General features: G+C 54.5%; 24 protein-coding genes. 9 read left to right on the plus strand and 15 right to left on the minus strand.

What is annotated here, in order from left to right:
• Positions 1 to 32: 32 nt before the first annotated feature.
• From recO to rseD, 10 genes are all read right to left on the minus strand, one after another.
• Positions 33 to 770 (minus strand): DNA repair protein RecO, encoded by a 738-nt coding sequence (recO, locus tag DW56_RS14555; protein WP_024553713.1) that lies wholly within the window; start codon positions 768 to 770, stop codon positions 33 to 35.
• Positions 771 to 780: 10 nt separating this feature from the next.
• Positions 781 to 1,686, minus strand: a complete 906-nt coding sequence (gene era, locus DW56_RS14560; protein WP_024553712.1) for a GTPase Era — start codon at positions 1,684 to 1,686, stop codon at positions 781 to 783.
• The gene (gene rnc, locus DW56_RS14565; RefSeq protein ID WP_024553711.1) at positions 1,683 to 2,363 is read right to left on the minus strand and encodes a ribonuclease III; all 681 of its coding nucleotides are present in this window, start codon (positions 2,361 to 2,363) and stop codon (positions 1,683 to 1,685) included. Before rnc ends, era begins: the two co-directional genes overlap by 4 nt.
• 172 nt (positions 2,364 to 2,535) lie before the next feature.
• Complete coding sequence (gene lepB, locus DW56_RS14570) at positions 2,536 to 3,510, minus strand: signal peptidase I (protein WP_024553710.1); 975 nt, start codon at positions 3,508 to 3,510, stop codon at positions 2,536 to 2,538.
• A 14-nt stretch (positions 3,511 to 3,524) separates the two neighbouring features.
• A complete protein-coding gene (gene lepA / locus DW56_RS14575) occupies positions 3,525 to 5,324 on the minus strand; it encodes a translation elongation factor 4 (protein ID WP_024553709.1) in 1,800 nt (599 codons plus the stop codon).
• Between the two features lie 201 nt (positions 5,325 to 5,525).
• Entirely contained in the window at positions 5,526 to 6,002 is a 477-nt protein-coding gene (gene rseC / locus DW56_RS14580) for a SoxR-reducing system protein RseC (protein ID WP_024553708.1), read from the minus strand.
• Positions 5,999 to 6,952, minus strand: a complete 954-nt coding sequence (gene rseB / locus DW56_RS14585) for a sigma-E factor regulatory protein RseB (RefSeq protein WP_024553707.1) — start codon at positions 6,950 to 6,952, stop codon at positions 5,999 to 6,001. The genes rseC and rseB overlap by 4 nt, the downstream gene beginning before the upstream one ends.
• Positions 6,952 to 7,611 (minus strand): anti-sigma-E factor RseA, encoded by a 660-nt coding sequence (gene rseA / locus DW56_RS14590; protein WP_024553706.1) that lies wholly within the window; start codon positions 7,609 to 7,611, stop codon positions 6,952 to 6,954. Before rseA ends, rseB begins: the two co-directional genes overlap by 1 nt.
• A gap of 31 nt (positions 7,612 to 7,642) precedes the next feature.
• Entirely contained in the window at positions 7,643 to 8,218 is a 576-nt protein-coding gene (rpoE, locus tag DW56_RS14595) for an RNA polymerase sigma factor RpoE (RefSeq protein ID WP_024553705.1), read from the minus strand.
• Positions 8,215 to 8,376, minus strand: a complete 162-nt coding sequence (gene rseD / locus DW56_RS22480; protein WP_139152825.1) for a rpoE leader peptide RseD — start codon at positions 8,374 to 8,376, stop codon at positions 8,215 to 8,217. The genes rpoE and rseD overlap by 4 nt, the downstream gene beginning before the upstream one ends.
• A 277-nt stretch (positions 8,377 to 8,653) precedes the next feature.
• Here rseD and nadB point away from each other — a divergent pair, with 277 nt between their 5' ends.
• A complete protein-coding gene (nadB, locus tag DW56_RS14600; RefSeq protein ID WP_024553704.1) occupies positions 8,654 to 10,273 on the plus strand; it encodes an L-aspartate oxidase in 1,620 nt (539 codons plus the stop codon).
• Here the strand turns inward: nadB and trmN are convergent.
• Positions 10,258 to 10,995 carry a tRNA(1)(Val) (adenine(37)-N(6))-methyltransferase TrmN gene (gene trmN / locus DW56_RS14605; RefSeq protein WP_024553703.1) on the minus strand — a complete coding sequence of 246 codons (738 nt, stop codon included), beginning with the start codon at positions 10,993 to 10,995 and terminating at the stop codon, positions 10,258 to 10,260. The two genes, nadB and trmN, sit on opposite strands and share 16 nt — an antisense overlap.
• A gap of 130 nt (positions 10,996 to 11,125) precedes the next feature.
• On the opposite strand from trmN, the gene srmB reads away from it, so the two are divergent.
• Positions 11,126 to 12,454: an ATP-dependent RNA helicase SrmB gene (srmB, locus tag DW56_RS14610; RefSeq protein ID WP_024553702.1), complete on the plus strand. Its 1,329-nt coding sequence runs from the start codon at positions 11,126 to 11,128 to the stop codon at positions 12,452 to 12,454.
• 81 nt (positions 12,455 to 12,535) lie between these two features.
• Here the strand turns inward: srmB and grcA are convergent, their stop codons facing one another.
• Entirely contained in the window at positions 12,536 to 12,919 is a 384-nt protein-coding gene (grcA, locus tag DW56_RS14615; protein ID WP_024553701.1) for an autonomous glycyl radical cofactor GrcA, read from the minus strand.
• A 306-nt stretch (positions 12,920 to 13,225) separates the two neighbouring features.
• Between grcA and ung the strand changes: the two genes are divergently transcribed.
• Complete coding sequence (gene ung / locus DW56_RS14620) at positions 13,226 to 13,915, plus strand: uracil-DNA glycosylase (RefSeq protein WP_024553700.1); 690 nt, start codon at positions 13,226 to 13,228, stop codon at positions 13,913 to 13,915.
• Between the two features lie 46 nt (positions 13,916 to 13,961).
• Here ung and DW56_RS14625 read toward each other — a convergent pair whose 3' ends face one another.
• On the minus strand, positions 13,962 to 14,999 hold the full coding sequence (locus tag DW56_RS14625; RefSeq protein ID WP_024553699.1) for a tRNA/rRNA methyltransferase: 1,038 nt from the start codon (positions 14,997 to 14,999) through the stop codon (positions 13,962 to 13,964).
• A gap of 210 nt (positions 15,000 to 15,209) precedes the next feature.
• Between DW56_RS14625 and trxC the strand changes: the two genes are divergently transcribed.
• The 5 genes from trxC to DW56_RS14650 all read left to right on the plus strand — a co-directional run bounded on the left by trxC (position 15,210) and on the right by DW56_RS14650 (position 20,954).
• The gene (gene trxC / locus DW56_RS14630) at positions 15,210 to 15,641 is read left to right on the plus strand and encodes a thioredoxin TrxC (RefSeq protein WP_024553698.1); all 432 of its coding nucleotides are present in this window, start codon (positions 15,210 to 15,212) and stop codon (positions 15,639 to 15,641) included.
• A gap of 69 nt (positions 15,642 to 15,710) precedes the next feature.
• Positions 15,711 to 16,412: a tRNA-uridine aminocarboxypropyltransferase gene (locus DW56_RS14635; RefSeq protein WP_024553697.1), complete on the plus strand. Its 702-nt coding sequence runs from the start codon at positions 15,711 to 15,713 to the stop codon at positions 16,410 to 16,412.
• Between the two features lie 33 nt (positions 16,413 to 16,445).
• Complete coding sequence (locus DW56_RS14640; RefSeq protein ID WP_024553696.1) at positions 16,446 to 19,106, plus strand: bifunctional acetate--CoA ligase family protein/GNAT family N-acetyltransferase; 2,661 nt, start codon at positions 16,446 to 16,448, stop codon at positions 19,104 to 19,106.
• 112 nt (positions 19,107 to 19,218) lie between these two features.
• Positions 19,219 to 20,574 carry a CDP-diacylglycerol--serine O-phosphatidyltransferase gene (gene pssA, locus DW56_RS14645; RefSeq protein ID WP_024553695.1) on the plus strand — a complete coding sequence of 452 codons (1,356 nt, stop codon included), beginning with the start codon at positions 19,219 to 19,221 and terminating at the stop codon, positions 20,572 to 20,574.
• 56 nt (positions 20,575 to 20,630) lie between these two features.
• Entirely contained in the window at positions 20,631 to 20,954 is a 324-nt protein-coding gene (locus DW56_RS14650) for a YfiM family lipoprotein (protein WP_024553694.1), read from the plus strand.
• Here the strand turns inward: DW56_RS14650 and DW56_RS14655 are convergent.
• Complete coding sequence (locus tag DW56_RS14655) at positions 20,951 to 22,252, minus strand: MFS transporter (RefSeq protein WP_024553693.1); 1,302 nt, start codon at positions 22,250 to 22,252, stop codon at positions 20,951 to 20,953. The two genes, DW56_RS14650 and DW56_RS14655, sit on opposite strands and share 4 nt — an antisense overlap.
• Positions 22,253 to 22,403: 151 nt before the next feature.
• A complete protein-coding gene (locus tag DW56_RS14660; protein WP_029589885.1) occupies positions 22,404 to 22,856 on the minus strand; it encodes a DUF4385 domain-containing protein in 453 nt (150 codons plus the stop codon).
• Between the two features lie 162 nt (positions 22,857 to 23,018).
• On the opposite strand from DW56_RS14660, the gene DW56_RS14665 reads away from it, so the two are divergent.
• On the plus strand, positions 23,019 to 24,812 hold the full coding sequence (locus DW56_RS14665) for a thiamine pyrophosphate-requiring protein (protein ID WP_024553691.1): 1,794 nt from the start codon (positions 23,019 to 23,021) through the stop codon (positions 24,810 to 24,812).
• Positions 24,813 to 25,023 lie beyond the last annotated feature (211 nt).

The raw sequence follows: 25,023 nt of genomic DNA on the forward strand, positions 1-25,023 counted from the left end.
CCGACAGCGAAAAGCTGGCTACGGCTGCGGGCTTAAGGCTTATCTGGCGGCGGCGTAACCGGTCGTTTTTTCGGCATAAACTGGCGAAACAGCTCACGGCTTTTCAGCGGTTTGCCGCCAAGGTAGGGTTTAAGCGCCATGCGGGTAAAGCGTTTAGCGGCGCGCAGGGTGTCTGTATCCGGAAACTCGCGGCTGGCCAGCGCCTTAAGCTGTCGCCCCGTAAACGTGTTATGGTCAATGACAACGCTTGCGATAAAGCCTTTCTCTTCGCGGTAACGGTAGGTCATCTCATCCGTTACCTCTTCGCCCGTTCCCGCGCAGTGCAGGTAATCAATGCCGTATCCCAGGTGGCCCAGCAGCGCCAGTTCGAAGCGGCGAAGCGCGGGTTCCGGCGAGCCGGTAGCGCCAGCCAGGGACTGGATGCAGTGAAGGTAATCGAAGAAGAGTTCGGAAAAGCGCGTTTCCGGCTCCAGTACGCGGGAGACCAGTTCGTTAACGTAGAGACCGCTGTAAAGCGTGATGCCCGAAAGCGGCAGCGCGAGCGAGACCGCTTCCGCGCTGGTGAGGTTTTTCACCTCTCCTCGTCCGCTCCAGCGCACCAGTAAAGGGGTGAAAGGTTGTAACGCGCCTTTAAGGTTAGAGCGCTTGCGGCGCGCGCCTTTAGCCACGACGCGCACCCGGCCTGACTCTTCGCTAAAAAGGTCAAGCATAAGGCTGGTTTCGCTCCACGGGCGCGCGTGCAGCACAAAGGCGCGTTGCCAGCCTTCCATTTAGCGGACCTTAAAGGTCGTCGACGTAACCGAGACTGCGCAGGGCGCGCTCGTCGTCGGCCCAACCTGATTTCACCTTCACCCACAGTTCCAGGTGAACCGGCGCTTCGAACATCTCCTGCATATCCTTACGCGCTTCAATACCGATGGTTTTGATCTTGGCGCCTTTATTGCCAATCACCATCTTCTTCTGTCCTTCGCGCTCAACCAGGATAAGACCGTTGATGTCGTAGCCGCCGCGCTCGTTGCTCTGAAAACGCTCGATTTCAACCGTCACCGAATAAGGCAGCTCGGCGCCAAGGAAACGCATCAGCTTTTCGCGGATGATTTCAGAGGCCATAAAGCGCTGCGAGCGGTCGGTGATGTAATCTTCCGGGAAGTGATGAATCGCCTGGGGCAAATGCTTGCGCACGATACTGGCTATCGTGTCCACATTGGTACCCGTTTCCGCAGAAATGGGCACGATATCCAGGAAATTCATCTGGCTTGCCAGAAATTGCAGATGCGGCAGGAGATCCGCTTTTTCCTGCACGTTATCCACTTTATTAACGGCGAGAATCACCGGCGCTTTGCCGTCGCGCAGCTTGTTCAGCACCATTTCGTCATCTGGCGTCCAGCGCGTGCCTTCGACCACAAAAATGATCAGCTCAACATCGCCGATAGAGCTGCTTGCCGCGCGGTTCATCAGGCGGTTAATTGCCCGTTTCTCTTCCATATGCAGGCCCGGCGTGTCGACATAAATAGCCTGATACGCGCCTTCGGTATGGATGCCGACAATGCGGTGACGGGTCGTCTGCGCTTTGCGGGAGGTAATAGAGATTTTCTGCCCAAGCAGTTTGTTAAGCAAAGTGGATTTACCCACGTTAGGACGACCAACGATGGCGATAAATCCGCAATAGGTTTGTTCTTCGCTCATTCCAGCTCCAGTTTTTTCAGCGCCTGTTCGGCGGCGGCCTGCTCCGCCTTGCGGCGGCTGGAACCTGTGCCAACCACCGGTTCACTCAGGCCACTGACCTGGCAGTGGATAGTAAATTCCTGATCGTGGGCTTCACCACGCACCTGCACCACCAGATAAGAAGGCAGCGGCAGATGGCGACCCTGCAAATATTCCTGCAAGCGCGTTTTCGGATCTTTTTGCTTATCGCCCGGGCTAATTTCGTCCAGACGTTTTTGGTACCAGGAGAGGATAAGGCGCTCGACGGTTTGAATATCGCTGTCGAGAAACACGCCGCCAATTAACGCTTCTACGGTATCTGCAAGGATCGATTCACGGCGAAACCCGCCGCTTTTCAGCTCGCCTGGCCCCAGACGCAGACATTCGCCCAGCTCAAACTCACGGGCAATTTCCGCCAGCGTATTACCGCGTACGAGCGTTGCGCGCATGCGGCTCATATCGCCTTCATCAACGCGCGGGAAGCGGTGATAAAGCGCATTCGCAATAACGTAACTTAAAATGGAGTCACCCAGAAACTCCAGACGCTCATTATGCTTGCTGCTGGCACTGCGATGGGTTAATGCCTGCTGCAACAACTCCTGATGATGAAAAGTGTAGCCCAGCTTTCGCTGTAGCCGATTAATTACGATGGGATTCATGCGATACCAATTAATGAATGCGTCAACTATGCAGCACACGGAACAGGGCTGAACAGGGGATCAAAGCTGTTTCGTGTGCCGTGGCTCCCTTGCGGGAGCCAACCTGAAAACTCGGGGGAATATTCTATACACAACGACAGGGGATGTCGTTAGTCAGAATACATTTAATTCATCAATGAATTCCGCCAATACGGTTCAGTCGAACACCGGTTGGCCATTCACCTTCTTGCTTTTCAAAACTCATCCAGATAGCTGTGGCTTTACCAACCAGATTCGCTTCCGGCACAAAGCCCCAGTAGCGGCTATCGGCGCTGTTGTCGCGATTGTCGCCCATCATGAAGTAGTGACCCGGCGGCACAATCCAACTGCCTAACTGCTGGCCCGGCTGCTGGAAATAAATACCGAGTTGATCCTGCGCGATAGGCACCATCAGGATACGGTGCGTTACGTCGCCCAGCGTCTCTTTGCGCTCCGTCAAACGGATACCGCCTTCGCGGGTTTCATTTTTCGGCACCTGGAAGAAACCGCTGCTCGCTTCACCGCCGTTGCGGCGCGCGAACGTTTGTACGAAGTCGCCCGGCTCAACGTTAGAATAGGTCACCGGCAACGCGCTGCCGCATGCCTGACCCGAACTGCAATTCGGCTCGATAGTGACTTGCTTGGCAACCGGATCGTAGCTGACTTTATCGCCCGGCAAACCGACCACGCGCTTAATGTAATCCAGACGCGGATCTTCCGGGTATTTAAAGACCGCGATATCGCCACGCTTCGGATGACCGGTTTCGATCAGCGTTTTTTGATAAATCGGATCTTTAATGCCGTAGGCGAATTTTTCAACGAGGATAAAATCGCCGATCAGCAGCGTCGGCATCATCGAGCCCGACGGGATCTGAAACGGTTCATAAATGAACGAACGCACAATCAGCACTATCGCCAGTACCGGGAAAATAGACGCGCCGGTTTCCAGCCAGCCTGGTTTCGGGCCGACTTTTTTTAGCGTTCTGGTATCCAGTTCCCCGCCTGCGGCAGCCTGCGCCGCCGCCTGACGTTCGCGGCGTTTGGGCGCGAAGATAAACTTATCCAGGCACCACAATATGCCCGTGACCAGCGTGGCAATCACGAGGATCAGGGCAAACATATTCGCCATGCCAACTCCTTAGGTTATTTGCTGTCTTTACCCACATGCAGAATGGCGAGGAACGCTTCCTGCGGCAGTTCGACGTTGCCGACCTGCTTCATACGCTTCTTACCTTCTTTCTGTTTCTGCAACAGTTTCTTCTTACGGCTTACGTCACCGCCATAGCATTTCGCCAGAACGTTTTTACGCAGCTGTTTTACCGTAGAGCGAGCAATAATGTGGTTGCCGATAGCCGCCTGAATCGCGATATCGAACTGCTGACGCGGGATCAGCTCCTTCATCTTTTCCACCAGCTCGCGACCGCGGTACGGCGCGTTATCGTTATGGGTGATCAGCGCCAGCGCATCGACGCGCTCGCCGTTGATTAACACATCCACGCGCACCATGTTAGAAGCCTGGAAGCGTTTGAAGTTGTAATCGAGCGAGGCATAGCCGCGCGATGTGGACTTCAGGCGATCAAAGAAGTCGAGCACCACTTCCGCCATCGGGATTTCATAAGTCAACGCAACCTGGTTGCCGTGGTAGACCATGTTGGTCTGCACGCCGCGTTTTTCCACGCAAAGCGTGATGACGTTGCCCAGATATTCCTGCGGCAGCAGCATATGACATTCGGCAATCGGCTCGCGCAGCTCGTCAATGTTGTTCAGCGGCGGCAGCTTGGACGGGCTGTCAACATAGATGACTTCTTTATTCGTCGTCTGCACTTCATACACGACGGTTGGCGCCGTGGTGATAAGGTCGAGATCGTATTCGCGCTCCAGACGCTCCTGGATAATCTCCATGTGCAGCAGGCCGAGGAAGCCGCAGCGGAAGCCGAAGCCAAGCGCCGTTGAGCTTTCCGGCTCATAGAACAGGGAAGCGTCATTCAGGCTAAGTTTGCCGAGCGCGTCGCGGAAAGCTTCGTAATCGTCAGAGCTGACCGGGAACAAGCCCGCATATACCTGAGGTTTGACTTTTTTAAAGCCTGGCAGCGCTTTATCCGCCGGATTGCGTGCCTGCGTCAGGGTATCGCCCACCGGAGCGCCGAGAATGTCTTTAATGGCGCAAACCAGCCAGCCCACCTCGCCGCATTTCAGTTCGGTGCGGTCAACCTGCTTCGGCGTGAAAATCCCCAGACGGTCGGCGTTATAAACCTGACCGGTGCTCATAACTTTGATTTTGTCGCCTTTACGCATGGTGCCGTTTTTAATACGCACCAGCGAAACAACGCCAAGGTAGTTATCGAACCAGGAGTCGATGATCAACGCCTGCAACGGCGCGTCCGGGTCGCCTTCCGGCGCCGGGATATCACGTACCAGACGTTCCAGCACATCCTGAACGCCTACGCCGGTTTTCGCCGAGCAGCGCACCGCATCGGTGGCGTCGATGCCGACAATATCTTCAATCTCTTCCGCCACGCGTTCCGGATCGGCCGCCGGCAGGTCGATTTTATTCAATACCGGCACCACTTCGAGATCCATTTCAATCGCGGTGTAGCAGTTCGCCAGCGTCTGCGCTTCTACGCCCTGCCCTGCGTCAACCACCAGCAGCGCCCCTTCGCAGGCTGCGAGCGAGCGGGAAACTTCATAGGAGAAGTCCACATGGCCGGGGGTATCGATAAAGTTCAGCTGATAGGTCTCGCCGTCCGAGGCTTTGTAATCAAGCGTAACGCTCTGCGCTTTAATGGTAATGCCGCGTTCACGTTCGAGATCCATTGAATCAAGCACTTGCGCTTCCATTTCGCGATCGGAGAGGCCACCGCAAATCTGGATAATACGGTCAGACAGCGTCGACTTACCGTGGTCAATATGAGCTATGATGGAAAAGTTGCGTATGTTCTTCATATAGTGAGATTTTTATGCCTTAAAAATGCTCTGGAGGCCTCGCGCAACGCGCTGTACTAAGCCTGATAATAGTGGCTGTCTTTTGCCTGAAACGCCGCATTCTACACTACAACCAGAAAGCGGGGAAATGCTCATCCTGCAAGCATAGTCGCAACTTAAAATTGCGATAAACCGAACGGTAAGAAAAAGAAAAGCCGGCAATCACCGGCTTTCAGAGGAAGGCGTTTCAACACGCAGGATATCGGGCGGCAAACCCACGCTCAAAATGACGGGCTGCCAGGATTCGCGCGAGCTGAATTTCGGTGAAAAGCCTCGCGCCAGCAAAAAACCGCCTACGCCGCCAAGCGCTGCGCCGAACGCAGCAGCAAGGTCGCTGCCGAAAAGCGTCTGAAACAGGGCGGCTATAATAAACAGCCCTGCCAGCGGCGAAAGATAAACCAGCATTGCTGAACCCAGCAGACTGCTTTCCGCGATCCCCAGTTCGACTTTCTGCCCGGGCGTTAGCGGTTGTTCACTCGGTACGGTGATGTAGTGCGTGGGTTGCGGGCCAAGTTTATTCAGCACGCGTGTGCCGCAGCCTGCGCGGGAAGCGCAACTGCTACAGGAAGCTTTTACATCACAACTTAAAACGGCTTCGCCGCGTTGCCACGAAACTACCGTGGCCCATTCTTTAATCATTTTGCTGCCCTGAATTTAACGCTGCTGGCGATACGCTTGGCGGTTTGCGGCGGCAGTTCGCCGACCACTGTAATTTCCGCATTGTCGCGCACTTCACTGCTGACCGTACGGCGCCCGGTACGCAGCATCTGTTCTACGCTGGCCTGCGAGGCGCGGTTAATGTTAACTGAGAAACTGAACAAGCCGTCGGAATAGAGCCGTGATTCCACCGGCATATCAATTGTCGGCAGAGAACGGCGACTGCTGGAAACTTCAGAAAAACCCTGCGGCAACCAGGAAGGCGACCAGTTAAAGGTTACCTTTTCCGTACCCGGTACTGACAGCAACGGCGGCAAAGAGGCCTGCGCCAGGTTTTGCATCATTGTGCCGGGCTTATCCTGAATCGCAAAGGAAATGACGCGGAACTGCTCCAGCGTTTCGCCATCTCTGTCGAGTAAATCAACGCGCAGCGGCAGTTTGCTCTGTGTGTCCATCCAGACGATATAGCTGTATCGCGTGCCGTCACGCGCCACGACGCGGATAACTTCGCACAGCCTGTCAGCAATGCGGGTTCGTCCTACCGAGATAAAGTCGTAATAAGGCGCCAGACGGCGAAAATCGGTATAAACCAGCGAAGGCATAGAGTCGACGATATAGTCGCCGTTAAGGGTAAACGGCTCCAGCCCAGGTTCAAAATAGCTGATTTCGTTGCCGCGCTGTACGACCTCGCGACGCGGTCCGTCCATTTGCAGGAGTTGAGCCAGCGGCTTGTTATCAAGACGAGCATGACGATAGCGGAGCGATTCCACGCCTTGCTTGTTAATACTGATAAAAGCTAACTCGTAGTTGAGTGACTGACTTGCCAGGTTCATCTGCTGTAAGAGCGCCTCGGAAGAAGCATCCGCCGAGGCGCTAACAGAGAAAAACAGGCTGCCAGCCACAAGGGACATGGCGCACCAAAGTTGCTTCATTACTGCGATTGCGTTCCTAAAGTCTGGTTTCCTGGCACTTGTACAGCCGCTTGCTGCGTTTGCGCCTGTTCAAACTGAAGTTGTTCAGCGTGCAGACGACGCTGCAATTCGTAATCCTGAAGCATAGCGTTTATACGGCGACGCTGCTCCTGCACTTGCTGCTGTTGACCTGCGCTTGCGGTAGCGTCAGACGGTACGCCGAGGCTTACCGGGCTGGCTTTACCCATCATCGGCAGCGTATTGAAAACCGGCGTTTCTGGTTGTGCCGTTGCAGAACCTGCTTCTGGTGCGCTGTTATAGTGCTGAACGCCAACGATAACCGCCAGCGATACGCAAGCCGCAACGCCAACCTGAGTAAGCTGACTCGCCCAGGGACGCAGCTTTTGCCAGAAACCCATTTTTTGCCATTGATGGGGAGCGGGTTGCGATTCAGGAATAAGCGGGGCTGCATGGCGAAGCGGTTCATTTTCAATCGCCGCCATGACGCGGGCCGAGATGTCGAAGTGCATAACCTCGCCGGTATCGCCGCGCAGCGTGTCGCGAATGAGATGGTAGCTTTCCCATTTTTGCTGCAACGCTTTGTCTTTCGACAGCTCGTTGAGCAATTCGCTATCCAGTGTTTCCCCGTCCATCAAAGCGGAAAGTTGTTCTTTCTGCATGCCTAATACCTTTTCCAGTATCCCGCTATCGTCAACGCCTGATAAGCGGTTGAACTTTATTATCAATAGCTTCCCGAGCACGGAAAATACGGGAGCGCACCGTACCGACCGGGCAATCCATGATAGCCGCTATCTCTTCATAGCTCAGGCCATCCAGCTCCCGTAACGTTATTGCCATGCGTAAATCTTCCGGGAGTGACTCAATGGTACGGAAAACAATTTGTCTCAACTCTTCAGACAACATTAAGTTCTCAGGGTTCGAAATTTCTTTCAGCGCGCTGCCGCTTTCGAAGTTTTCCGCGTCGTTGGCGTCCACGTCGCTGGAAGGCGGTCGGCGCCCCTGAGCCACCAGATAATTCTTCGCCGTGTTAACAGCGATTCGGTATAACCATGTATAAAAAGCGCTATCACCGCGAAAGGAATCAAGCGCGCGATAGGCTTTAATAAAAGATTCTTGCACCACGTCAGGAACATCGCCTGAGGGAACATACCGGGAAACCAGGTTCGCTACTTTATGCTGGTAGCGAACCACCAGTAAATTAAACGCCTTCTGTTCTCCCTTCTGGACCCGTTCAACAAGGACCTGATCCGTTAACTGCTCGCTCATCCGAGGTAATGTCTCCCCAAACCCAATTTCCACGCGTAATCGAAACGCCACCCGAACTCTGCACTCATGAGCAAGCAGACGATTAGAGTGTCGGCCTTGCGCATAGTTCCGTTACGCCTTTGTTTTTGTGCTCTGTTTTGCGAAAAGCGCTTTCTCATTCATTATATGTTCCGCCCGAAAAAAAGAGGCTATTACGTCACGTAATATGCCGCGCAGAGCGTTTGCAGAGTAACGCAACCCTGCCTTTATTTCATCTTTTAATCCAGAAGTGTGCGGGGCGCGGCAAATCGCGCGCAAGGTTGCCTGGCTTATCCCAACGTCATAGCGAATACCCTCCTGTTCAGGATTTGCAACACCCCTCAAAAAAAACGTGCGTATTTTGTGAGGGCGATGCTATGCTGGCCAAACCTTGTTTAGTAAATTAAACACAGCATCATGAACACGACTCCAGAACTTCATTGTGATGTGCTCATTGTCGGCAGCGGCGCAGCAGGACTTTCGCTGGCGCTTCGTCTGGCGCAGCAGCATCAGGTTATTGTGTTAAGCAAAGGTCCGGTGAGCGAAGGCTCTACATTTTATGCCCAGGGCGGCATAGCCGCCGTATTTGATGAAACCGACAGTATCGCTTCGCATGTTGAAGATACGCTGATTGCAGGCGCAGGAATTTGCGACCGCGACGCGGTGGAATTTGTAGCCAGTAATGCGCGCCACTGCGTGCAATGGCTTATCGATCAGGGCGTGCTGTTTGATACCGAAATCCAGCCCAACGGCGAAGCGGGTTATCACCTGACGCGCGAAGGCGGCCATAGCCACCGGCGCATTCTTCATTCCGCCGACGCCACGGGTAAAGCGGTTGAAACCACGCTGGTCGGCCAGGCATTAAGCCATCCCAATATCCGCATTCTTGAACGCAGCAACGCCGTTGATTTAATTATTTCCGATAAAATAGGTCTGCCCGGCACGCGCCGCGTAGTTGGCGCCTGGGTGTGGAACCGTAATAAAGAACAGGTAGAAACCTGTCGCGCTAAAGCGGTGGTGCTGGCGACCGGCGGCGCCTCAAAAGTTTATCAATACACCACAAACCCTGACATTGCTTCTGGCGACGGCATCGCCATGGCATGGCGTGCGGGTTGCCGCGTGGCGAATCTTGAGTTTAACCAGTTTCATCCAACCGCCCTTTTTCATCCGCAGGCGAGAAATTTCCTGCTGACTGAAGCGCTGCGCGGCGAAGGCGCTTATCTCAAGCGCCCGGACGGCAGCCGCTTTATGCCAGACTTTGACGAACGCGCTGAACTGGCGCCGCGTGATATCGTCGCCCGCGCTATCGATCATGAAATGAAGCGCCTTGGCGCAGACTGCATGTATCTGGATATCAGCCACAAGCCTGCCGATTTTATCCGTCATCACTTCCCGACCATCTATGAAAAATTGCTCGGCCTGGGTATCGATCTCACAACGGACCCTGTGCCCATAGTGCCTGCGGCACACTATACCTGCGGGGGGGTTATGGTCGATGAACATGGCCGCACCGATATCGACGGGCTGTATGCCGTTGGCGAAGTCACCTACACCGGGCTGCATGGCGCTAACCGCATGGCCTCGAATTCGCTGCTGGAATGTCTGGTTTACGGCTGGTCCGCGGCGGAAGATATTAAAAAGCGCATGCCGTATGTGCACGAGGTGAAATCTTTGCCTGCCTGGGATGAAAGCCGGGTGGAAAACCCGGATGAACTGGTTGTGATCCAGCATAACTGGCATGAGCTGAGACTGTTTATGTGGGATTACGTGGGCATCGTACGGACCACTAAACGTCTGGAGCGCGCATTGCGTCGTATTACCCTGCTGCAACAGGAAATTGACGAGTATTACGCGCACTTCCGTGTTTCCAATAACTTGCTGGAACTGCGAAATCTGGTGCAGGTTGCCGAGCTTATCGTGCGCTGCGCGATGATGCGCAAAGAGAGTCGCGGGCTGCATTATACGCTGGATTACCCGGACGCCCTGCCCGACTCCGGCCCTTCGGTGCTTTGCCCGTTAACTCACATAAACAGATAAAAATCCTGGGTCAGGCCGCAATACGCTTCGGAGTAGTGCTGGTCTGGCCCACGGATAACCAGCCTGTCGCTGAAACATTCGCCGGGGTGCGGTGAAAAAGCGAGCAATACGCGGTGCGGCAGCCGTTCCTGCGTTTCGGCGACATCGGTACGCAGACGAAGGTGCCAGCCCTGCGCCAGCGCCTGTCGGCTAAAAATGTCCCCTGTGTCTGCCGGCAGGATAACGCAAAAAAAACCCTCTTCCGTGATGAGCTGCGCCGCACAGTTCAGTAGCGCGCCGTGATCAAGCGTGATGGTATAACGCGCCTGTTCCCGGGCAGGCGTTGCGCACTCCACCCCTTTCTCATAATACGGCGGGTTACAGACAATAAGTTCATAACGCTGTGTTTGTTGTTGCGACCAGGCCAGCGCATCCGCGCTATGAACAGCGATACGCGTCGCCCACGGCGACGCTTGTGCGTTTTCGCGAGCCTGGCTTGCGGCGTCGGCATCCAGTTCAACGGCTTCAATCTGCACGGTTTGCGGCGTTCGCTGGGCCAGCATCAGAGCCAGCAACCCGCTGCCTGCGCCAATATCCAGAATACGCGTTACCCCGGCAACCGGTGACCAGGCGCCCAGGAGAATACCGTCAGTGCTGACTTTCATTGCACAGCGATCGTGTGCGATAAAGAATTGTTTAAACGTAAACCCGTTACGGCGCAGCGGCGCTTTCGGCTCAGACATCTGTCACTACCTGCTAATAAAACCGCTGTAGCATAGGGGAAAGCGAGGCTGCGGGGAAGCGCTTGTCCTGGAAAGGGATGAACATTACAGCCTGAACGTCTATAATCGGCGGCCCACACAGAGGTAGAAAATGACTGTAACCACTTTTTCCGAACTTGAACTTGATGAAAGCTTGCTGGACGCGCTCCAGGACAAAGGCTTTTCTCGTCCCACGGCTATTCAGGCCGCCGCTATTCCGCCTGCGCTCGAAGGGCGTGATGTGCTGGGTTCAGCGCCGACAGGCACCGGTAAAACGGCAGCTTATCTGTTGCCGGCGTTGCAGCATCTGCTGGACTTTCCCCGTAAAAAATCGGGACCGCCGCGAATTCTCATCCTGACGCCAACCCGTGAACTGGCGATGCAGGTAGCCGATCAGGCGCGTGAGCTTGCCGCTCACACGCATCTTGATATTGCGACCATTACCGGCGGCGTGGCCTATATGAACCATGCCGAGGTATTCAGCGAGAACCAGGATATTGTCGTCGCCACCACCGGCCGTTTGCTTCAGTACATTAAAGAAGAAAACTTCGACTGCCGCGCCGTAGAAACGCTGATCTTAGATGAAGCGGATCGCATGCTGGACATGGGCTTCGCGCAGGACATTGAACATATCGCTGGCGAAACGCGCTGGCGTAAGCAAACCATGCTGTTTTCCGCCACGCTTGAAGGGGAAGCGATTAAAGATTTCGCCGAGCGTCTGCTGGAAGATCCCGTTGAGGTCTCCGCCACGCCGTCCACACGCGAGCGTAAAAAGATTCATCAATGGTATTACCGCGCGGATAACGTAGAACATAAAACCGCGCTGCTGGTTCACCTGCTGAAACAGCCGGATGTCAGCCGTTCTATCGTATTCGTTCGCAAGCGCGAGCGCGTTCATGAACTGGCGGGCTGGCTGCGTGAAGCCGGTATTAACACCTGCTACCTAGAAGGCGAAATGGTGCAGGTAAAGCGTAGCGAAGCGATTAAACGTCTGACCGACGGACGCGTGAATGTGCTTATCGCCACCGACGTGGCGGCGCGCGGCATTGATATTCCGGATGTCAGCCATGTTTTCAATTTCGACATGCCGCGTACGGCAGATACTTACCTGCACCGCATCGGCCGTACCGCTCGTGCCGGACGCAAGGGCACGGCCATCTCGCTGGTGGAAGCGCACGATCACCTGCTGCTGGGTAAAGTTGAGCGTTACGTCAAAGAGCCGCTGAAAGCCCGCGTTATCGACGAACTGCGTCCTGTAACGCGTGTGCCGAGCGAAAAGCTTAAAGGCAAGCCGTCGAAAAAAGCGCTCGCCAAACGCGAAGAGAAGAAAAAAGAGAAAGACAAAGAGAAACCGCGCGTGAAGCAGCGCCATCGCGATACTAAAAATATTGGCAAGCGCCGTAAGCCCAGCGCTGCGGCAACAACGGGCGGCGAAGAGTAGCCCAATGCGAATAAAAAACCGCCTGTTTACAGGCGGTTTTTTTATGTCTGCTTACGACGAGCCCCCTCGTCGTTCAACAGATTACAGGCTTTCTGTAAATGTACGGGCGATAACGTCGCGCTGCTGTTCCGGCGTCAGAGAATTAAAGCGCACCGCATAGCCGGAAACGCGGATGGTCAGTTGAGGATATTTTTCCGGGTGCTTAACCGCATCTTCCAGCGTCTCACGGCGCAGTACGTTAACGTTCAGATGCTGACCGCCTTCCACGCGCACTTCCGGTTTTATTTCCATCGGCACTTCACGGTATTCAAACTGGCCCAGTTTGCTTACCGCGACGATTTCATCTTCGGCAAACCCCGCTTTCGCGCAAACACAGCGCGCTTCGCCTTTTTCGTTGTCCAGCAACCAGAAAGAGTTCAGCAGGTCGTCGTTAGCGGCTTTGGTGATCTGGATACCTGTAATCATATGATGCCTCCCTATGGGCTTTGTCTTTGATTATCATCAGCCGTCGTTGGCTAATTGGTAAAACCATTGTTGATAGGTTGTTTTATATACCAGCAACGAGGTCGTTTTCTTTGATTAAAATCAACAAAATCCACATAGTCAAAGTGGTTATGAGATAAAGGAATTGTTTTATATCAACTTACGCGGCAACCGAAACAGCAGACGTAAGGGAAATCGCATTTACTTTTCAGCGCCTGAATCCCCGAAATTTTGTTCAGATGAAATAAGCAGTTAAGCTTAAGGGAAACAGATTCGCAGGAGAGCGAGATGGCAAACAAACTCACCTGGCACGACGTGCTGGCCGAAGAGAAACAAAAACCTTATTTCCAGAATATCCTGACCACAGTAGCCGCTGAACGTGAAGCGGGCGTGACCGTCTATCCGCCGCAAAAAGATGTTTTCAATGCTTTTCGTTTTACCGAGCTTGGCGATGTAAAAGTGGTTATTCTCGGCCAGGATCCCTACCATGGCCCGGGACAAGCGCATGGCCTGGCATTTTCCGTACGCCCGGGCGTAGCGCCGCCGCCATCTTTAGTAAATATGTATAAAGAGCTGGAAAAGTCGATTAGCGGCTTTGAACGCCCCGCGCACGGCTACCTGGAGAGCTGGGCGCGCCAGGGCGTTATGCTGCTTAATACCGTGTTGACGGTGCAGGTGGGCAAAGCGCATTCGCATGCGAATCTTGGCTGGGAGACGTTTACCGATAAGGTCATTTCGCTTATCAACGAACATCGGGAAGGCGTTGTGTTTTTACTGTGGGGCTCGCATGCGCAAAAGAAAGGCGCCATTATCGACCGTCAGCGCCACCACGTTTTACAGGCGCCGCATCCTTCCCCGCTCTCCGCGCATCGCGGTTTTTTCGGCTGCGGCCATTTCGCAAAAACCAATGCGTATTTGACAGAACACGGTCAGAAGCCCATTGACTGGCAACCAACGCTGCCCGCCGATTCCGAATAGCAAAACGCCAGCTTACGCTGGCGTTGTTTTATCAGCCTTTATTTAATCAGGCTTTGTTCTGTCGCCACCATTCGGCGAGCAAAACGCCGGTCGCGACCGAAACGTTCAGGCTTTCTACATTGCCGGTACCGTCGATAGAGAGGCTGAGATCGGCGTTAGCGAAAGTGGTTTCTGAGATCCCCTCGCGCTCCTGACCCAGCACCAGCACCATTTTCTTCGGCAGTTGCGCCTGGAAAAGCGGGATGCCCTGATGGCTTGACGTAGTAACGATGGCATACCCGGCACGACGGAACTGTTCCAGCGCATCGTTAAAGCTGTCTGCGGTTATCGCTTCGACATGCTCGGCGCCGCCTTCGGCAGTACGCACCGCCGCGCCGGATTCCAGCAGGCCGGCATCCTGTACAACCACGCCTTTCACGCCGAAATGCGCGCAGCTGCGCACAATAGCGCCAAGATTATGCGGGTTGCCGACATCTTCCAGCGCCAGCACGCAATCTTCTTCGCCGCTCTGGCTCAGCCATTGGTTTACCGACAGGCCGTTGCGCTTTTTGATAAGGAAACAGACGCCGCCGTGGTGTTCGGTGCCGGACGCTTTCGCCAGCTCCGCCTCATCCACCACGTGATAAGCCTTGCGGTTAGCCGCCATCCAGCGCAGCGCTTCTTTAAAGCGCGGCGTGACGCTCTGGATAAACCAGGCGCGGACAATGGCCTCCGGGCGGCTTTGAAACAGCGCCTGGCAAGCGTTCTCGCCATACACGCGGGTCTCTTCGGCGCGCTGACGACGCAGCACTTCCGGATCGATAAAACTTTTACCGCTGATGCCGCCGTGATCGGGTTTCGCCGGCGCTTCTTCGCCCGGCGCCCGGGACACAGTGCGCCACGGCGAAGCGTCGCGGCTGCGTTCACGTCCACCGGCTTTTTCTTCGCGCGGCGCGCGGCGGCCGCCTTCAGCGCGGGCAGGGCCAGATGGGCGTCCGCCTCCTTTTCCGGTGCGCGGATTCGCGCCACGTTTATCGGCATTTTCGTCACCGCGTACATACATCACTTTGACTTTGCCGCTTTTACCTTTGAAATCGTCGCTCATACTTTTCTCCACCAGCGCTGCGCGAAGCGCGAAGATTACCCGATGTATCCCCGCTGCGCCATGTTCTTCACGCAAAAGCTAATAACTATTGTACTCATTGGATAAAACACCTGGTCGACGGAAACAAGTTCTCAGATAATATGCAACAATATTGAAACATAACCGACATGCCTTGCCGGTTCCTGTAAACCTGTTTCCCAGAGGTCTGTTATGAATACCGTTTGTGCCGCCTGCCAGGCTATTAACCGCATCCCGGAAGACCGCCTTGACGATGGCGCGAAATGCGGTCGCTGCGGCCACGAGCTGTTTGATGGCGAAGTAATCAACGCCACCAGCGAAACTTTCGACGCCCTGCTGAAAGACGACCTGCCGGTAGTGGTTGATTTCTGGGCGCCATGGTGCGGCCCCTGCCGTAACTTTGCGCCGATTTTTGAAGATGTGGCCGAAGAGCGCAGCGGCAAAATCCGTTTTGTAAAAATCAATACCGAAGCGGAGCGCGAACTGAGCGCGCGTTTTCGCATCCGCAGCATTCCAACCATCATGATGTTCAAAAATGGTCAGCTCGTCGACATGCTCAACGGCGCGGTGCCTAAAGCGCCGTTCGATACCTGGCTAAACGAAGCCGTTAACGAAGCCGTTTAACCGTTACGGGGCGCAAAATTTGCGCCCCGTTTTCCCCTCTGCGACAATGGCGTTTTTGCCTGGCCTCTCATGACCGATAACGCCGTTCTTCGTCTTCGCGCCGAGCGCCTTGCGCGCGCCACGCGTCCTTTTCTCGCCCGGGGCAATCGCATCCGCCGCTGTCAGCGATGCCTGTTGCCGCTGAAGCAGTGTTTATGCGCCACGCTGCAACCAGCCCAGGCGCGCAGCCGTTTTTGCCTGGTCATGTTTGATACTGAGCCGATGAAGCCCAGCAACACCGGCAGGCTGATTGCTGATGTTCTGCCCGATACCGAGGCTTTTCAGTGGTCGCGCACCGAGCCGCCCCAGGCGTTGCTTGACCTGATCGCGGATCCCGCTTATCAGCCAATGGTCGTCTTTCCCGCCTCCTATGCCGACGCCAGCCGGGAGCTTATCACCGCCCCGCCCGCAGGCGGCAAACCACCGCTTTTCATCATGCTCGACGGCACCTGGACCGAAGCGCGCAAAATGTTCCGTAAAAGTCCCTATCTGGACAACCTGCCGGTTATTTCAGTCGACCTGTCCCGTGTTTCCGCTTATCGCCTGCGTGAAGCGCAGGTAGACGGACAATACTGTACTGCGGAAGTCGCTATCGCTCTGCTGGATCTTGCCCATGACACCCAGGCAGCGCAGCGGCTTAGCGACCACTTTACGTTGTTTCGTGAACGCTACCTTGCGGGAAAACCCCATCATCAGGGAGTTGTCACAGCACAAGCGCCAGAAAGCGTTTAAAATCATCGGGTCACTTTGCTTGCGGAGAAGAAGATGAGCCAACGTGGTCTGGAAGCGCTGTTACGCCCGAAATCCATTGCGGTTGTAGGCGCGTCGATGAAGCCGGATCGCGCCGGTTATCTGATGATGCGCAATTTGCTGGCAGGCGGGTTTAACGGTCCGGTATTGCCGGTTACGCCTGCCTGGAAAGCCGTGTGCGGCGTGCTTGCGTGGCCCGATGTAGCAAGTCTCCCTTTTACGCCGGATCTCGCGGTGCTTTGTACCCATGCGAAACGTAATCTCGCTCTGCTGGAAGCGCTTGGGGAAAAAGGGTGTAAAACCTGCATCATACTTTCCGCCCCCGCTGAACAGCATGCTGAATTGCTGGACTGCGCGGCGCGCTTTCAGATGCGCCTGCTGGGACCCAACAGCCTTGGCCTCCTCGCGCCCTGGCAAGGCCTGAACGCCAGCTTTTCACCGGTGCCGATTCGCAAAGGCAAGCTGGCTTTTATTTCACAGTCGGCCGCGGTTTCCAATACTATTCTTGACTGGGCGCAGCAGCGCGAAATGGGCTTCTCTTACTTTATTGCGCTGGGAGATAGCCTGGACATCGACGTTGATGAACTGCTTGATTACCTGGCGCGGGACAGCAAAACTAGCGCCATCCTGCTTTACCTGGAGCACCTGAGCGACGCCCGGCGCTTTGTTTCCGCCGCCCGTAGCGCTTCCCGTAATAAACCTATCCTGGTGATTAAAAGCGGACGCAGCCCCCAGGCGCGGCACCTGCTTCGCACGCCTGCCGGCCTGGACGCAGCCTGGGACGCCGCCATCCAGCGCGCAGGCCTGCTGCGCGTCCAGGATACCCACGAACTTTTCTCTGCCGTTGAAACGCTAAGCCATATGCGCCCGCTGCGCGGCGAACGGCTGATGATAGTCAGCAACGGCGCCGCTCCGGCAGCGCTGGCGTTAGATGAGCTCTGGTTGCGAAACGGAAAGCTTGCGACCATTGGCGAAGAGACGCTCACCCGGATGAAAGCCGTGCTGCCGTCAGGCGTCGAGCCTGCTAATCCGCTTGATTTACGGGATGACGCAACGCCGGAACGCTATCTGAAAGCCCTGGAAGCCTTGTTGGATAGCCATGATTTCGATGCCTTAATGATAATTCACTCACCCAGCGCCGCGGCGCCGGGCAGCGAAAGCGCGCGCAGCCTTATTGAGATGCTTCATCGTCATCCTCGCGGCAAATACGTGACGCTTATTACTAACTGGTGCGGCGAACACTCCTCGCAGGAGGCAAGACGGTTTTTCAGCGACGCCGGCATTCCAACCTACCGCACGCCGGAAGGAGCGATAACCGCCTTTATGCATATGGTGGAATACCGCCGTAACCAGAAGCAACTCCGCGAGATCCCCGCGCTTCCCCCTAATCTGACGACCAATACCGCCGAAGCCCATCTTCTGTTGCAGCAAGCGCTGGCGGAAGGCGCGACCCGGCTTGATACCCATGAAGTACAGCCCATCCTCCAGGCTTATGGTTTACAAACGCTGCCGACCTGGATTGCAGGCGACAGCGCGGAAGCAGTACATATTGCCGAGCAGATAGGCTATCCGGTGGCGCTGAAACTGCGCTCGCCCGATATTCCGCATAAATCAGAAGTACAAGGGGTAATGCTTTATCTGCGTACCGCAAAAGAGGTGCAGCAGGCGGCGGATGCGATCATAGACCGTGTAAAACTGGCCTGGCCGCAGGCGCGTATTCATGGGCTGCTGGTGCAAAGCATGGCGAACCGTGCGGGCGCGCAGGAATTGCGGGTAGTGGTGGAACATGACGATACTTTCGGCCCGCTGATTATGCTGGGGGAAGGCGGCGTGGAGTGGCGTCCTGAAGACCAGGCGGCGGTGGCGCTGCCGCCGCTTAATATGAATCTGGCGCGCTACCTTGTTATTCAGGCTATCAAAAATGGCAAAATACGCGGGCGCAGCGCGCTTCGTCCGCTTGATATTGCCGGTCTGAGCCAGCTGCTGGTGCGGGTTTCTGATTTGATTATCGACTGTCCGGAAATTGAGCGGCTCGATATTCATCCCCTGCTCGCCTCCGCCAGTGAATTCACCGCACTGGATGTTACGCTACACATTAAGCCCTTTACAGGCGACCCGGACGCGCGGCTGGCGGTGCGTCCCTATCCGCATCAGTTTGAAGAGTGGGTAGAGATGAAAAACGGCGAAAAATGCCTGTTCCGTCCTATTCTTCCCGAAGACGAACCTCAGCTGCAACGCTTTATCGCACGGGTAACAAAAGAAGATCTTTACTACCGCTATTTCAGCGAGATCAACGAATTTACCCACGATGATTTAGCCAACATGACGCAGATCGACTACGATCGAGAAATGGCCTTTGTTGCCGTGCGCGATCCGAGCGGCGAAGCGGAAATTCTGGGCGTCACGCGCGCCATATCCGACCCGGATAACATTGATGCGGAATTTGCCGTACTGGTGCGATCGGATTTGAAAGGGCTTGGGCTTGGCCGTCGCCTGCTGGAAAAGCTGATAGCTTATACCCGCGAACATGGTTTGCAGCGATTAAACGGGATTACCATGCCGCATAACCAGGGGATGGTGGCGCTTGCCAGAAAGCTCGGTTTTCAGGTGGATGTTCAGCTGGAAGATGGCATCGTCAGCCTGACATTGCCGCTGCCGCAGAGCGCAACGTTGTGAGTAAGGTGCTGGAAATATTGACCACATTCCCGGACAGTAGTGATATTATCGTCCACTTCTGTCGTCTGTTTTGCGCAGAAGACCATCCTATTCAGAGAAGATATGCACTGTGATGTTGTCTAAATTTAAACGAAACAAACATCAACAACACCTTGCCCAACTACCGAAGCTTTCTCAGTCAGTTGATGATGTCGAGTTTTACTTTTCTCCCGCCGATTTCAGGGAAACCCTGCTGCAAAAAATCGCGGCGGCAACCCAGCGTATCTGCCTCGTCGCGCTTTACCTTGAACAAGACGACGGCGGCAAAAGCATTCTTTCCGCCCTCTATGAGGCAAAGCGTCAACGTCCTGAACTGGAAGTGAGCGTGCTGGTGGACTGGCATCGCGCCCAGCGAGGACGTATCGGCGCGGCGGCATCCAACACCAATGCAGACTGGTATTGCCGAATGGCCCAGGAAAATCCTGGCGTGGAAGTGCCTGTTTACGGTATTCCCATCAATACCCGAGAAGCGCTTGGCGTGCTCCATTACAAAGGCTTTATCATCGATGATGGCGTATTTTACAGTGGCGCCAGCCTGAACGATGTTTACCTGCACCAGCACGAAAAGTATCGCTATGACCGATACCACTGGATCCGCAACGCGCAGCTTGCAGACCAGATGTATCACTGGGTACACCAGCATCTGGCTACAGGCCGCGCGGTAAATCGGCTGGATGACCCGGGCCGTCCGAAAAGTCCCGAAATCAAAAATGATATTCGCCTGTTCCGCCAGACGCTGCGCGATGCGACATACCATTTCGCGGGTAATGCGGATAACGAACAGCTGGCGGTAACGCCGCTGGTCGGCCTTGGCAAATCCAGTCCGCTGAACAAAACCATCTTCCATCTTATGCCTTGCGCAGAGCACAAGCTGGTTATCTGCACCCCGTATTTCAACCTTCCCGCCGTCCTGGTGCGAAACGTCATTCAACTGCTGCGCGACGGCAAAAAAGTTGAAATTATCGTTGGCGATAAAACCGCTAATGACTTTTACATTCCTGAGAATGAGCCTTTTAAGATTATTGGCGCCTTGCCTTATCTTTATGAAATTAACCTGCGCCGCTTCTTAAGCCGCCTTCAGTATTACGTTAATAGCGGACAGTTAGTGGTGCGGTTATGGAAAGATGAAGATAACAGTTACCATCTGAAAGGCATGTGGGTGGACGACGAGTGGATGCTGCTGACCGGCAATAACCTTAACCCGCGCGCATGGCGTCTCGACCTTGAGAACGCTATTTTAATTCACGACCCCAGGCAGCAACTGGCGGTGCTGCGTGATAAAGAGCTGGAGCTTATTCGCACCCATACTGTGGTAGTGAAACATTACCGGGAGCTGCAAAGCATCGCCGATTATCCGGTAAAAGTGCGCAAGCTTATTCGCCGTCTGCGTCGTATACGTATTGACCGGCTGATTAGCCGCATTCTTTAACTTTCAGCTATAGTGAAAAGCCCTGCCCGTCAGGGCTTTTTTATTGGGTACGCGATATGCGTCTTTTTTTGATTATCAGCATGATGCTGTTAACCGGCTGTAGCCATATGGCGCAGGACGCCTGGTCAGGGCAGGATAAAGCGCAGCATTTTCTCGCCTCGGCTATGCTTTCCGCCGCTGGCAATGAGTACGCCCAACGCCAGGGAGTGAGCCGGGATCGCGCCGCGGCGGTTGGCGTAATGTTTTCGGTTTCTCTTGGCGCAACAAAAGAGTTGTGGGACAGCCGCCCGGCTGGCAGCGGCTGGAGCTGGAAAGATTTCGCCTGGGATGTGGCCGGCGCGACCACCGGCTACACACTCTGGCAACTGGCCGAACACTAAAGCCTCATGCCCTTCCCTTTACGGTGTAATTTGAGCGAAACCAGCAGCGCAATGGCGCACATGACGGATACATACCAGAAGAAGGCGGTTTCCGAACCCAGCGATTTAAGCGAAAGGGCGACATATTCCGCCGACCCGCCAAATAAAGCGTTCGCTACCGCATAAGAAAGCCCCACGCCTAACGCGCGCACCTGCGCTGGAAACATTTCCGCTTTCAGAATGCCGCTTATCGAGGTGTAAAAGCTGACGATCAGCAACGCCAGAATGACCAACCCAAAAGCGGCATAAGGCGAGGAGACATGCTGCAACGCGGTCAGGATCGGTACGGTGCAAATCGTGGCGAGCACGCTAAAGCAGATCATGGAGTTGCGGCGGCCTATTTTATCGGAAAGCGCGCCGAAGAGCGGTTGTGCCAGCATGTAGACGAACAGAGCCGCCGTCATAACCCCGCTTGCCACGTTGGCGTGCATGCCTGCCGTGTTGACCAGATATTTTTGCATATAGGTCGTAAAGGTATAAAAGCTCAGCGAGCCTGCGGCGGTAAAACCCAGCACCATCAGGAAAGCGCGGCGATTGCGCCACAGTCCTTTCAGCGATCCGGCTTCTTTCAGCGCTCGCGTTTCCTGCTGAGAAGTCTCTTCCAGCGAACGACGCAACCATAACGCCACAATCGCCAGTACGGCGCCAAGCGCGAACGGAATACGCCAGCCCCATGCGCGTAAGTCGCTATCGGTTAACGTTTGTTGCAGCACAACCAGTACCAGCAGCGCCAGTAACTGGCCGCCTATAAGCGTCACGTACTGGAACGACGCGTAAAAACCTTTGCGCCCTTCTACCGCTACTTCACTCATATACGTGGCGCTGGTGCCGTATTCACCCCCTACGGAAAGCCCCTGAAACAGGCGGGCCAGCAGTAGCAATGCCGGCGCCCAGGTGCCAAGCACGTCATAGCCCGGCAGGCAAGCAATCACCAACGAGCCAAAACACATCATGCAGACAGAGATCAGCATAGAGGTTTTGCGGCCATGCTTATCCGCAATATAACCAAACATCCATCCGCCGATCGGACGCATCAAAAAGCCTGCGGCGAAAATGCCTGCGGTTTGCAATAGCTGAGTAGTGCTATTGCCGGAAGGAAAAAAGATATGGGCGAAATAGAGCGAGCAGAACGAATAGACATAAAAATCGAACCATTCCACCAGATTGCCCGATGACGCGCCGACGATTGCCCAGACGCGACGGCGGGTATCTGATGACGTCAGCGCCGTTTTCTCCGAACGGGCAGTTACTTCTGTCATTTTTTTCTCCTGTCTTTTATTACGGGCAAGCCAGCCCGTAAACTGCGGATCCGTAGCTTGCGCCCGCAGCAGAAGTAAATAAAGTGTTAATTATTTGTTGGCTTATGATTTTGTGAGGCACGGAACATTTTACGTTTTCGGGTAAACCTCACTATCCCCATTTTTCCTGATGCGCTTTCTTGCGTCGCAGATAATCCTCATCGGCCCGGATGCGATCCCACCAGGTTTTAAAAACCGCTGCCGCTGCGGCTTTCACCGGATCGTTGCCGCGTGGCATAAGCTGCCGCTCTTCGTCATATTTCTTGCCGCCTTTATAGTTGGCGTAACGGCGCGCGCGGGTATACCCCATCTGAATGAATTTTCTCGCCATATCCATACCGACAAAATCATCGTTTTTTCGATAATCTTCAAACAGCGCATAAATTTTTTCCGCGGACTTTTGCGCTGACTCGGGATCTTTGTAACGCCACAAGGGAAGAATTTCGCTTTTATAGGGTTCTACCAGCAACACCCCCTGCTCGCCCCGGCCGACCTGGTAAAGCTCAGGATGCTGACGAAAATCGGTTTTGGTAAAGTCCTGCTGATAATCAAACTCTTTACGCACTGGCTACTCTCCGTTGTGGTTGCTCTTTTAACCATAGCAGCCTTCGGAACACTCCCCCTTTTTCGCCCATTTGCTTTAAGTGAACTATCCTCCAACAGACTAAAGGATCGAGCGCAGCTCAGGCTGAACGCCGTCACGTAACACCTGAAGCGAGGCAAAATAATGACGAAGATGACCAGTGACTTTTTTGTAGAACGATTAAAAGCGTGGGGAGTAACCCGTATTTATGGTTATCCTGGTGATGGGATTAATGGCGTGCTGGGCGCGCTTCAGCGTGCGGAAAAGGCAGGCGATGGCATAGAGTTCATCCAGGTGCGGCATGAAGAAATGGCCGCCTTTATGGCCTGCGCGCATGCAAAATTCACCGGCGAGCCCGGCGTCTGTCTTTCAACCGGCGGACCAGGCGCAACACATCTGTTAACGGGTTTATATGACGCGAGAATGGATCATATGCCCGTTATCGCGATTGCCGGACAGGCGGAAGCGACGGCGCGCGGCGCCACCTACCAGCAGGAATTGAACCTTGACCGCGTATTTAGCGACGTAGCAAGCTTCGTACAGGAAGCAGCGACTCCTGCTCAGGTTCGCCACCTTGTCGATCGCGGTGTGCGAATCGCGACAGCAAATAACGGCGTTACGGTACTTATCCTGCCGAAAGATATTCAGGACGAAGCCTGGCAGGAGCCAGAACATGCTCACGGATTTACCCATTCCGGGATCGGCTACCAGCGCCCGCATGTTATTCCTCATCAGTATGATCTTCAGCGTGCCGCAGATATTCTCAACAGCGGTAAAAAAGTGGCGATACTTATTGGCGCAGGCGCACGGGAAGCCGCCGTTGAAGTTGTACAGGCAGCTAATCTGCTTGGCGCGGGGGTAGCGAAGGCCCTGTTGGGCAAAGATATCTTGCCCGACGACGCGCCGTTTGTGACGGGATGCATCGGCCTGCTGGGTACGGAGCCTTCCTGGAAATTGATGCAGGAATGCGACACATTGCTGATGATTGGCACGGGTTTTCCATGGGCTGAATTTTTACCTAAAGAAGGCCAGGCGCGAGCGGTGCAGATCGACATCGATGCTTCAATGTTAGGCTTACGCTACCCGACTGAAATCAACCTGCACGGCGATGCGGTCAGCACGATGCAGGCATTATTGCCGCTACTGCAACGTAAAGAAGATCGTTCATGGCAGGAGCAGATTGCTGTTTCGGTACAGGACTGGTGGAAGAAAATGGAAGAGCGGGCAATGGCGAAGGCTAACCCGGTCAATCCTCAGCGCGTGGTCTGGGAAATGTCGCCGCTGCTGCCTGATAACGCTATCGTCACGTCTGACTCCGGATCCTGCGCAAACTGGTATGCGCGTGACTTTCGGATTAAGCAAGGGCAACGTTCTTCATTATCAGGTGGGTTAGCATCAATGGGCGCAGCTGTGCCTTATGCTATCGCTGCTAAATTTGCTTTCCCTGAAAAACCGGTGGTCGCGCTGGTCGGCGACGGCGCTATGCAAATGAATAACCTGGCGGAACTGATTACTATCCAGAAGTACTGGCAAAGCTGGACCGATCCACGCCTGATTGTCTGCGTGTTCAATAATGGCGATTTGAATCAGGTCACCTGGGAACAACGCGTAATGGAAGGGAACCCGCGTTATGAAGCGACTCAGGATGTGCCGGATGTTCCTTATGCTAAGTTTGCGGAGTCTATTGGGCTAAAAGGCATATTTGTAGACGATCCCGAAAAACTACAAGCGGCCTGGGCTGAAGCGCTAAGCGCAGATCGCCCTGTCGTGCTGGAAGTAAAAACAGACCCGGAAGTCGCTCCGCTACCGCCACATATTACGCTTCAACAGGCAAAATCCTTTATGTCATCAATGACGAAAGGCGATCGTTCAGCGGGCAAAGTCATAACTGATACTGCCCATCAAATAATGAATACCGTGCTGCCCCGACACAAATAATAAGCAATTTTCGTTTTTATTGAACGTTGGTAGTCACCCTACGGGTGGCTACTATGCTTGTACCGGTAAAATAGTATGTTGTAACTAAATAGCTTTGGCAAAACAGGATAGAAAATAGAAGAAGTTTGCAGTCCCGACGCAGAAATGCAAAAAGCCCATCCGTGAGGATGGGCTCTTGCGTTATTTGATGCCTGGCAGTTCCCTACTCTCG

This window comes from Franconibacter helveticus LMG 23732 (assembly GCF_000463115.2).
In the GTDB taxonomy this organism is placed as follows: Bacteria; Pseudomonadota; Gammaproteobacteria; order Enterobacterales; family Enterobacteriaceae; genus Franconibacter; species Franconibacter helveticus.